Consider the following 9,996-nt stretch of genomic DNA (forward strand, 5'->3'; position numbering starts at 1 on the left):
CTGATGACAAATAGATCATCAATATCAAACTGTTAGCCACGTCAAAAAATGGCAAATGGGCTCCTTTGTCTCCTCATAATGTGCGTTGGTTCACTGGTCAGAGCTGCCAGAAATGTGACAATGCGCGCCCTTGGCCACGATGCCAAGGCTATGGAAACACTGGCAAAAATAAAAAAAGGAATACCCATGAAAGGAACACCTACCCTGCTGTCGCTGGCCGTGGGGCTCGCGCTCGCGTCCCCCTCTCTCTACGCCGCCGGCTTCAGTTGCCCGGCCGACAGTGCCCTCACCCCCATCCCCGCCATCCAGGGCAGCGGCGACAAGAGCCCCCTCGTCCCGGACGATCAGTTCGAAAGCGCCCAGAGCGTCTCGGTCAAGGCGGTGGTCTCGGGTCTGGGGGAAAGCCTCAACAAGGGCTTCTACCTGCTGGATGTGCAGGGGGACGGCAACCCCGAGACGTCGGACGGCATTTTCGTCTACCTCAACGACAAGAACTTCACCAGCAAGTACCCGGATATCCAGCCGGGCGCCCTGGTCTGTCTGGAGGCCAAGGTCGAGGAGTATTACGGCCACACCCAGCTCAAGCCCCTGTTTGACGGCAGCACGCCGCGCCTGACGACCCTGGCCCAGGGCACCGCCCCGGCCGCCACGGCGCTGCGGGTACTGGAGGGGGAAACCCTGGCCCGGGCCCTTGAGCGTCACGAAGGGATGCGGGTGCGCCTTGACGCCGACAGCGCCCTCAAGATAAGCCGCAACTTCAGCTACGACTATGCCGCCCGGCGCAACAACCTGGTGCTCGCTCACGGCGCCCCGCTGATGAAGCCGACCCAGCTCCATGTGGCAAGCAGCCCCGAGGCCGTGGCGCTGGCCGAAGCCAACGCCAGCAACCGCGTCTTCCTCGAGTCGGACGTCAAGGCGGGGGACGGCAAGCTCCCCTGGCTGCCCGCCTGGGAGCCGGAGCAGGGTTACCTGCGCATCGGCGATGCCCCGGTCAATCTGGAGGCCATGGTCGGCTACAGCTACAACGAGTACCGCCTGATCGTGCCCCGGGATCAGACCATCACCGCGGGGGATCTGCTGCGCACCGGCGACAACGACCGCCAGAGCGCCCCGGCCCGCCTGGATGGCACTGACCTTCGCATCGGCAGCTTCAACGTGCTCAACTACTTCACCAGCCACTCCAGCGTGGGGGGTGCCCTCAACGTGCTCTGCGCGGATCAGGCGGATGCAGACAGCGCCAAGGGCTGCAACCGCGGCGCCAAGAGCCTGGAGGAGTTCCAGTTGCAGCGCGCCAAGATCGTCAACGCCATCACCGAAATGGACGCCGACCTGCTCGGCCTGATGGAGATGGAGAACAACGGCTTTGACGAGCACGCCGCCCTCCACGATCTGGTGGAGAGCCTCAACGCCAGGCAGAAGGAGGCGAGCAAGCACTACGCCTTCGTCACCCTGCCCAAGGCCCTGCTCACGGAGGATCGCTTCTTTGGCGGCGACGCCATCATGGTGGCCATGATCTACCGCCCCGCCCTGCTCACCCCGAGCGGGGATGCCGACGTCATCCCCCTGCCCCAGCAGCGCTACACCACGGGCGGCGTCACCAAGAGCGCCGGTCAGCGGGACTCCCTGGTCCAGCGCTTCACTGTGGCGGGCAGCGACGCCCCCCTGACCCTGGTGGTCAACCACCTCAAGTCCAAGGGGTCGGGCTGCTATGAAAATGGGGATGGCAAGACGGAGCCTGCGGATCTGCAGGGCAAGTGCACCGAGTTTCGGGTGAGCGCCGCCAAGGTGCTGGGGGAGGCGGTGAGCAAGATGCCGGGGCAGGTGCTGCTGGTGGGGGACTTCAACTCCTACGCCAAGGAGGATCCCATCCGGGTGCTGACCGACTATGCGCCGGTCGCGGGGGAGCGCCAGATCCGCTCCGCCTCCCACACCTACATCGGCGACAAGCCCTATGAACAGATGGGCCAGACGGTGGCCAAGGGTTACGGCCTGGTGGATCTGAACGTCAAGTTCAACCAGGAGAAGGCCATCTCCTACAGCTACGAGGCCGAGCTCGGCACCCTGGATTACGCCCTCGCCAACCCGGCGCTGGCTGACAAGGTGGTGGCGGTGGCCGACTGGCACATCAACTCCTTCGAGAGCAACCTGTTCGAATATGGCAGCGCCTACACCGGCGATCTCATCAAGTCGGACAACCCCTTCAGCGCCTCGGACCACGACCCCGTCATCGTCGACCTCAAGCTCAAGGAAGCGAGCCAGGGGGGGGGTGGCGCCATGGGCGCCCTGCTGCTGGCCCTGTTGCCGCTCGCCTGGCGGCGCCGTCGCTAAGACGCGGCATCCTCGATGCCAGGTGCAAAGCCCGCGATGATCGCGGGCTTTTTTTGTGCCAGGGCCATTTGAAAAACAAATGCAAAAGGCCACATCATGGGATTAATAAATGCCCTGTTGCCCCGTCTCACCCCTTTCCCGGGGGGCTGGCACCCTGCCGACGGGGAAACCCGGTGCTGACATCAGGGACCGGATAGCGTATCCCGCAGGTTGCCGAACGAGCCAACCGCCGCACGGCAGAGGATGGCATCGCGCAGCCCGCGCCATGGCCATGGCGGCATCGGCGCCAATCCCCACCCTCCCCCCCGTCAGCGGCGGCCAGGGCCGCTGACGCCCTCGCGGACAGGGTGAAGCACCATCGCAGGCTGCCGAACGAGCCAACCGCCACGCGGCAGAGGATGGCATCGTGCAGCCCGCGCCATGGCCATGGCGGCATCGGCGCCAATCCCCCCCCTCACCCCCGTCAGCGGCGGCCAGGGCCGCTGATGCCTTCGCGGACAGGATGAAGCGCCATTTGCCAGACAAATGCAAAGGGCGAGATCATGGGAAATCCAAATGACAGGCAAACAAAAAGGCCACCGCGATGCGGTGGCCTTGGTGCTTTCTTGAGAAAGATGGTGGAGCTACGCGGGATCGAACCGCGGACCTCTTGCATGCCATGCAAGCGCTCTCCCAGCTGAGCTATAACCCCGATGTGTGTGAGTGACACTGAATCACTCTGAATTTGGTGGAGCTACGCGGGATCGAACCGCGGACCTCTTGCATGCCATGCAAGCGCTCTCCCAGCTGAGCTATAACCCCAAATTCGGTACTCAATGAATGGTTCTGGCGGCCATTCATCCTCAATAATGGTGGAGCTACGCGGGATCGAACCGCGGACCTCTTGCATGCCATGCAAGCGCTCTCCCAGCTGAGCTATAACCCCACAAAGGTCGGCCTGGGTGATACACACCGCACTGCCCTGGGTACTTCATGTCAATCGGGAACCTGGTGGAGCTACGCGGGATCGAACCGCGGACCTCTTGCATGCCATGCAAGCGCTCTCCCAGCTGAGCTATAACCCCTTGGATTCCAGATTGTTCGAGGAGAATTTGGTGGAGCTACGCGGGATCGAACCGCGGACCTCTTGCATGCCATGCAAGCGCTCTCCCAGCTGAGCTATAACCCCAACTCACCTCGGCGCTACCAAAGTTATCTCTGGCAACGGAGGCGCATGATAGGCATCACCCGCTTTGCTGTCAACCCAAAATTCTCGCCCGCTGGAGCGTTTAGTCAAAATTCAGGCAGTTAGCTGTTTTTACCGCCAACCTCGTCGCTATGTCGCTGTTTTACGTCGCAAATCCGCTTGAGGCCAAAATACGAAGGGCCCCCGTCAGGGAGCCCTTTTCATGCCATGGCCGATGTTTATTCAGCGGCCATGGGCGCGGTCGATGCGGGCGAGGCCCGCTCCTTGCCCACCAGCGCCATCACAGTATCGATGGCGGGGGAGAGATGACCCCAGACCGGTGACGGCAATGTGCGGCGGCAAGCTTACTCGGCGGCCATGCGCGCTTCGATATACGCCAGGGCGCGGTCGATGCGGGCGAGGACCCGCTCCTTGCCCACCAGCGCCATCACGGCGTCGATGGCAGGAGAAAGACTACCCCAGACCGGTGACGGCAATGTGCGACGGCTAGCTTACTCGGCGGCCATGCGCGCTTCGATATACGCCAAAGCGCGATCGATGCGGGCGAGGACCCGCTCCTTGCCCACCAGCGCCATTACGGCGTCGATGGCAGGAGACTGGCCCAGACCGGTGACAGCCACACGCAGCGGCATGCCGACTTTGCCCATGCCCTGACCCAGCTCGGCGGCGGTCGCTTCAATCAGCTCGTGCAGCGCCTCGGTGGTCCAGGTCTCCAGGGCCGCCAGCTTGGTCTTGGCCAGCGCCAGCGGCTCGGCAGCCACACCGCGCAGGTGCTTCTTGGCAGCGGCTTCGTCGATGGCTTCGTACTCTTCGAACAGGTAGCGGCTCTGGGCGGCCATCTCGACCAGGGTGTTGCAGCGCTCGGCCAGCAGGGTGACCACGTCGGCCAGCGCCGGGCCATTGCTGGTGTCGATCTGCTGGTGTTCCATGTGCCAGGCCAGGTGCTTAGCAACATAAGCCGGATCCAGGCTGCGCATGTAGTGGTTGTTCAGCCACAAGAGCTTGTCGGTGTTGAAGGCAGAGGCAGACTTGGAGATGGCATCCAGGCTGAACAGCTTGATCATCTCGTCCAGGGTGAAGATCTCCTGATCCCCGTGGGACCAGCCCAGACGCACCAGATAGTTCAGCAGCGCTTCCGGCAGGTAGCCATCGTCGCGGTACTGCATGACGGAGACGGCACCGTGGCGCTTGGAGAGCTTGGCGCCGTCGTCACCCAGGATCATGGATACGTGGGCAAATTCCGGTACTGGCGCGTTCAGCGACTTGTAGATGTTGATCTGGCGCGGGGTGTTGTTGATGTGGTCTTCCCCACGCACCACGTGGGTGATCTCCATATCCCAGTCATCGACCACCACGCAGAAGTTGTAGGTCGGCGCGCCGTCGGTACGGCGGATAATGAGATCGTCCAGCTCGGTGTTGGCGAACTCGATGCGGCCACGGACGTGGTCATCGAACACCACGGAGCCTTCGGTCGGGTTGCGGAAGCGGATCACGTGCGGCGCATCGGCCGGGTGATCGTGGGCGCCATCCCGGCACTTGCCGTCATAGCGGGGCTTCTCGCCGTTGGCCATCTGGCCTTCGCGCAGCGCTTCCAGCCGCTCCTTGGAGCAGTAGCACTTGTAGGCGCGGCCGTCCGCCAGCATCTCGTCGATGAGGCCGTTGTAGCGATCGAAGCGCTTGGTCTGGTAGTAGGGGCCCTCATCCCAGTTCAGCTCCAGCCATTCCATGCCCTCAATGATGGCGTCGATGGCCTCCTGAGTGGAACGTTCCAGATCGGTATCCTCGATACGCAGCACAAACTCACCGCCCTGGTTCTTTGCAAACAACCAGGAATAGAGTGCGGTACGGGCACCGCCGACATGCAAAAAGCCGGTCGGGCTGGGAGCAAAACGGGTTTTGACTTTCATCTTTAAGCCTTGTGTAGAGGGCCTTGGGCCAATTCGTTAAAAAAACCGTCGCATTTTAGCACCGACAATGACGGATGGGAAAACCATGGCGAGGCAGAGGGGAAAATAGGGTCTATTCCCGCAAAAACCGCTGTTTTAGAGTGATGTCTCAGAATTTTCCCTTTTTTCCCGCTTAGCTAGGCGAGGTCGCTGGAGAGATCTCCCGCACAGCCGATACTTCAGTCACCCCGTCAACGAACCCTCAACGATACAAGGAACGCGCGATGCAGTTTCGTTCTATCCAGAATCGTATCCTGGTACTGGCCGGTGTCGCCATGACCACGGCCCTGGTCATCCTGATCCTGCTCAACCAGTATTCAGGCCGGCAGACCCAGCAGCTCACCATCGACTCCAGCCGCGCCGCCCTGCAACAGGAGGCGTGGCAGAAGGTGAGCGCCAACGCCCGTGCCGAGGCCGCCACCATCACCCAGCTGCTGCAAAAGGGGCTCTCCTACACCCAGCAGATGGCCAGCGTCTTCGCCCGCCAGCAGGAGGGCAAGCTGCCGCTGGATCGCCAGCAAGCCACCGACCTGCTCAAGGCCCAGCTTGCCCTGGAGCCTCAGCTCTATGGCGCCTTCGCGGGCTTCGAGCCCAACGGCTTCGACGGCCAGGACGAAAGCTTCGCCGGCCAGAGCGCGCTCGGCAGTGACGACAAGGGGCGCTTCGTTCCCTATTTCTACCGCGACAAGGAGAGCATAGGCACCGACCTGCTGCTCTCCATCGAGAAGAGCGATCCGGACGAGTTCGGCAACCCGGCCAACGACTACTACGCCTGCCCGAAACGGGAGGGGCGCCCCTGCCTCATCGACCCCTTCAAGGTGGACATCAACGGCCAGCAGGTGCTGGTGAGCACCATCACCACCCCCATCCTGGTGGATGGCCAGTTCAAGGGCATCGCCGCGCTGGATCTGGCGGTGGATTCCATCAGCCGCCAGGCCCAGTCCCTCAACAGCAACATCTATGACGGCAAGGGGGAAACCCTGATCGTCAGCGCCGCAGGCGTCATCACCGGTACCAGCGGCGACGCCAGCCTGCTCGGCAGCCGCGCCGACAAGGTGCTCGGCAACGGCTGGCAGCAGTACCTCAAACCGGACGTGCAGCGCCAGGAGCTCACCGACGCGTTTCGCATCTCGGTGCCCATCGCGGTGCCCGGCATGGCCCGCAACTGGGCCATCATCGTCACCCTGCCCTACAAGGTGGTGCTGGCAGGAGCGGACGAGCTGGCACGCCAGCTCACCGACATGAACCGCGCCGCCATGACCCAGCAGCTCATCGGTGCCCTGCTGGTGCTGGTGCTGGCCCTTGGCACCATGCTGGTCATTGCCCGCAGCATCACGGGCCCCATCCGCCAGATGGTGAGCCTGGTGGATGACATCGCCGACGGCGAGGGGGATCTCACCAAGCGTCTGGAGAGCCGCTCAAGGGACGAGCTGGGGGCCCTGGCCCGGGGCATCAATCGCTTCATCGACAAGCTGCAGGCCCTGCTCGGGGATGTGCAGAAGACCGCGAGCGAGGTCCATCGCCACGCTGGGGATACCGATCGCATCGCCGGCCAGACCGACAGCAACCTGCAGCATCATCAGGCCGAGATGGAGCAGATGCTGACCGCGGTACAGGAGATGTCCTACGTCAGCCAGGAGGTGGCCACCCACGCCAACAACACCGCCGACTCCGCCAAGCAGGCCCAGGGGGCGGCGGACGAGGGCAAGGTACGCTTCCAGCGGGTGATCCACTCCATGCACAAGGTGGCCGCCGAGGCGGGCAAGGGCGCCGAGGTGGTGGAAGGGCTGGCTCACGACAGCGAGCAGATCACCAGCATCCTCACCGTCATCCAGGGGATCGCCGATCAGACCAACCTGCTGGCGCTCAACGCCGCCATCGAGGCGGCCCGGGCCGGCGAGCAGGGGCGCGGTTTTGCGGTGGTGGCCGACGAGGTGCGCAAGCTGGCGGGCAACACCCAGCAGGCGGTGCAGAATACCCAGGAGCTGATCGACAAGATCCGCCACAGCTCCACCAACGCGGTCAACGCCATCCAGCAGAGCCAGCAGCTGACCCATCAGGCGGTGGGGGAAGCGGATCAGGCGGAGGCGGCCCTCGGCAGCATCTTCCAGGCCATCGCCACCATCAACGACATGACCTACCAGATCGCCTCCGCCGCCGAGGAGCAGAGCTCGGTTTCCGAGACTGTCTCCGGCAATCTGTCAAAAACCAGCGCACTGGCCAACGACATCGCCAGGGACGCCACCAGCACGGCCAACGCCAGTCAGGCCTTGCGTCAGGCGGCGGAACGTTTGCAGCAATTGTTGGGTCAGTTTCGTCTCAGCTGATAATTTTCATGCTCCGGACTCTCCCCCTCGGGGACGAGTCCGTTTACCATAGGCGGCATATTTGCCTGATGGCAGGCAATGTAGTGAGAGGTAAATGCCGTGCCCACCCCGGACCGTCGCCCACGTGGCCATAACAGACGAGCCCAGCAGCGTCGCCAAGACGAATCACAAGGAACCCTGCTCCAACGTATCAACGCGGCTACCCTGCCCCTGCGCCAGCGTCTCGGCCAGGGCATGAGTGGCCTGGGTCAGCGCAACAAGGAACCGAAGGCGGCCTCGTTCAAGCTGGCAAGCCCCCTGCCCCGCAAACACACCATAGGGTTGCTGGTGCTGATCCCGCTCTGGCTGCTGGTGCTGGCCTGGGAGCCCGCCCCCGCCGCCCCCACCACGGCGCCGTCAGGCTCTCTGGCGGTCCCCCTGGCCGTGCCGGCCCAGGCCCTGACCGTCGGCAACGCCGGTGAGCCCCAGGCCGCCAAGCCCGTCGAGGAAAAAGTGGATGGCACCTGGTTGCAGCACGACGTGCAGGCCGGTGAAACCCTCTACTCCATCTTCCGCAAGTTCGAGTTGCCGGGGGCCGAGCTCAGCCGGCTCATCGCCATCGAAGGGCCGGACAGGCCGCTGACCCGGCTGCAGTCGGGCAAGTCGGTGTTCATCCTGGTGGACACCAGCCGCCGCATCCAGCGGGTCGAGGTCCGCTCTCTCGGTCAGGTCAGCTACCGCTACGACCGCCAGGGGGAAGGGTTCGCCCTCAAGGAATAAGGGGGCTCGACCACACCCCCTTATGCAGACGGGAGGCCATGGCCTCCCGTTTTTTTTGATGTGAAGCATGAAACAAGCTGCTGACTTCACAATACTTTTAGCTCGCTCAAAAAATGAAAAGTGCCAAATTGACAAGGGATCGGGCTCCAGTACAATCGGTCAGGCTTTAGACAGGGATTGTGCTACATGCTACTGGGACAAAGAGACGTGGTCAGTCATGCTTCAACCCCTGACTTCCAGGCAAATGCTGCCCAACCAGGCTTAGTTTCATTTTGTTATAGATAGGACTTACCACATGTCTGACATTCGCACCGGCCAAGTAAAATGGTTCAACGAAACCAAGGGTTTTGGCTTCATCGAGCAATCCCAGGGACCGGACGTTTTCGTTCACTTCTCCTCCATCCAGAGCGCAGGTTTCAAGACCCTGGCTGAAGGTCAAAAAGTCCAGTTCACTGTGACCCAGGGCAAAAAAGGTCCTCAGGCCGAGAACGTCACCGTTATCTGAGCCAGCGCCAGTGAACCCGTAGGAGGAGCCATCGCCCCTCCTATTTTTTTGCCAGCGATCTTTCCTTCCCGACCGGCAGAGCTCTTGCCGGGCTTGCCATCCCCACCTGCAAGCCGCTTATGGCCGCCACCAGCCGCTATAAATCAAAATGATGAGTTTTGGTTAAATGCCCCGGTTTTAACTTATAGCGAGCCACTGTCTGTCATTCAGGCCCTGCCAAGCCTGTTAGCCGACCGCAAAGGGTTGTGCCCGATCTCCGGGAGGCTATTAGCAAGCAATACATCTTGGTCTTATGACTTGGGATGTGCGGGGAAGAGAGAAAGCAGGCAAACGCCGGATACGACAAATCATCGCGGCGCGATGTGATGGGCAATTCAAAGGGATTATGAGGACGTCGAAGAGAGATTGGAGCGGGAAACGAGACTCGAACTCGCGACCCCAGCCTTGGCAAGCGCGGATCATGCTCTACCAACAGGACGCGGCAGTGATGGTACTGAGAAACTGGATTCGTGTACTTGGGGGAGAGATTGAATTCGAAGGATTCGAAGAGAGATTGGAGCGGGAAACGAGACTCGAACTCGCGACCCCGACCTTGGCAAGGTCGTGCTCTACCAACTGAGCTATTCCCGCAACAGGATGTCATCTGCAAGTGATTGGAGCGGGAAACGAGACTCGAACTCGCGACCCCGACCTTGGCAAGGTCGTGCTCTACCAACTGAGCTATTCCCGCAACGGAATATCACTTACACATATCTACTGGACACTGTTTGGAGCGGGAAACGAGACTCGAACTCGCGACCCCGACCTTGGCAAGGTCGTGCTCTACCAACTGAGCTATTCCCGCAACAGAATGTCATCTGCAAGTGATTGGAGCGGGAAACGAGACTCGAACTCGCGACCCCGACCTTGGCAAGGTCGTGCTCTACCAACTGAGCTATTCCCGCA

At 62.0% G+C, this 9,996-nt stretch carries 6 protein-coding genes and 9 tRNA genes; 4 read left to right on the plus strand and 11 right to left on the minus strand.

From position 1 onward, the window contains the following. The first annotated feature begins 186 nt into the window (after nt 1-186). On the plus strand, nt 187-2,328 hold the full coding sequence (locus AB5Y51_RS20545; protein WP_368179103.1) for an ExeM/NucH family extracellular endonuclease: 2,142 nt from the start codon (nt 187-189) through the stop codon (nt 2,326-2,328). 615 nt (nt 2,329-2,943) lie between these two features. On the opposite strand, the gene AB5Y51_RS20550 is transcribed toward AB5Y51_RS20545, so the two are convergent. The 7 genes from AB5Y51_RS20550 to gltX form a co-directional block, all read right to left on the minus strand. Further along, nucleotides 2,944-3,019: transfer RNA gene (locus tag AB5Y51_RS20550), tRNA-Ala, on the minus strand. Between the two features lie 34 nt (nt 3,020-3,053). Further along, nucleotides 3,054-3,129, minus strand: a tRNA-Ala gene (locus tag AB5Y51_RS20555). A gap of 48 nt (nt 3,130-3,177) precedes the next feature. Further along, nucleotides 3,178-3,253: transfer RNA gene (locus tag AB5Y51_RS20560), tRNA-Ala, on the minus strand. 63 nt (nt 3,254-3,316) lie between these two features. Beyond that, nucleotides 3,317-3,392, minus strand: a tRNA-Ala gene (locus AB5Y51_RS20565). Between the two features lie 28 nt (nt 3,393-3,420). Further along, a tRNA-Ala gene (locus tag AB5Y51_RS20570) sits at nt 3,421-3,496 on the minus strand. Between the two features lie 362 nt (nt 3,497-3,858). Continuing rightward, nucleotides 3,859-3,990, minus strand: coding sequence for a glutamyl-tRNA synthetase (locus tag AB5Y51_RS20575; RefSeq protein WP_233466628.1), 132 nt, complete (start codon nt 3,988-3,990; stop codon nt 3,859-3,861). 15 nt (nt 3,991-4,005) lie between these two features. Further along, nucleotides 4,006-5,421: a glutamate--tRNA ligase gene (gltX, locus tag AB5Y51_RS20580; protein ID WP_368179106.1), complete on the minus strand. Its 1,416-nt coding sequence runs from the start codon at nt 5,419-5,421 to the stop codon at nt 4,006-4,008. 263 nt (nt 5,422-5,684) lie between these two features. On the opposite strand from gltX, the gene AB5Y51_RS20585 reads away from it, so the two are divergent. The 3 genes from AB5Y51_RS20585 (at nt 5,685) to AB5Y51_RS20595 (ending at nt 9,051) form a co-directional block, all read left to right on the plus strand. Further along, nucleotides 5,685-7,787, plus strand: a complete 2,103-nt coding sequence (locus AB5Y51_RS20585) for a methyl-accepting chemotaxis protein (protein ID WP_221366206.1) — start codon at nt 5,685-5,687, stop codon at nt 7,785-7,787. 99 nt (nt 7,788-7,886) lie between these two features. Continuing rightward, nucleotides 7,887-8,546: a LysM-like peptidoglycan-binding domain-containing protein gene (locus tag AB5Y51_RS20590; protein WP_010675484.1), complete on the plus strand. Its 660-nt coding sequence runs from the start codon at nt 7,887-7,889 to the stop codon at nt 8,544-8,546. Between the two features lie 295 nt (nt 8,547-8,841). Next, nucleotides 8,842-9,051, plus strand: coding sequence for a cold-shock protein (locus AB5Y51_RS20595; RefSeq protein WP_005297820.1), 210 nt, complete (start codon nt 8,842-8,844; stop codon nt 9,049-9,051). A 554-nt stretch (nt 9,052-9,605) separates the two neighbouring features. Here the strand turns inward: AB5Y51_RS20595 and AB5Y51_RS20600 are convergent. The 4 genes from AB5Y51_RS20600 to AB5Y51_RS20615 all read right to left on the minus strand — a co-directional run bounded on the left by AB5Y51_RS20600 (nt 9,606) and on the right by AB5Y51_RS20615 (nt 9,995). Beyond that, nucleotides 9,606-9,681: transfer RNA gene (locus tag AB5Y51_RS20600), tRNA-Gly, on the minus strand. Nucleotides 9,682-9,705: 24 nt separating this feature from the next. After that, nucleotides 9,706-9,781, minus strand: a tRNA-Gly gene (locus AB5Y51_RS20605). A gap of 38 nt (nt 9,782-9,819) precedes the next feature. After that, a tRNA-Gly gene (locus AB5Y51_RS20610) sits at nt 9,820-9,895 on the minus strand. A 24-nt stretch (nt 9,896-9,919) separates the two neighbouring features. Beyond that, nucleotides 9,920-9,995 (minus strand) — tRNA-Gly (locus AB5Y51_RS20615). Between the last annotated feature and the right edge of the window lies 1 nt (nt 9,996).

It is taken from the genome of Aeromonas sp. R7-1 (genome assembly GCF_040908115.1).
In the GTDB taxonomy this organism is placed as follows: Bacteria; Pseudomonadota; Gammaproteobacteria; order Enterobacterales; family Aeromonadaceae; genus Aeromonas; species Aeromonas caviae.

Excerpts from the sequence above, each read along its gene's own strand:
- AB5Y51_RS20545 (WP_368179103.1), top strand. The coding sequence starts at position 187 with ATGAAAGGAACACCTACCCTGCTGTCGCTGGCCGTGGGGCTCGCGCTC.
- gltX (WP_368179106.1), bottom strand. The coding sequence starts at position 5,421 with ATGAAAGTCAAAACCCGTTTTGCTCCCAGCCCGACCGGCTTTTTGCAT.
- AB5Y51_RS20585 (WP_221366206.1), top strand. The coding sequence starts at position 5,685 with ATGCAGTTTCGTTCTATCCAGAATCGTATCCTGGTACTGGCCGGTGTC.
- AB5Y51_RS20595 (WP_005297820.1), top strand. The coding sequence starts at position 8,842 with ATGTCTGACATTCGCACCGGCCAAGTAAAATGGTTCAACGAAACCAAG.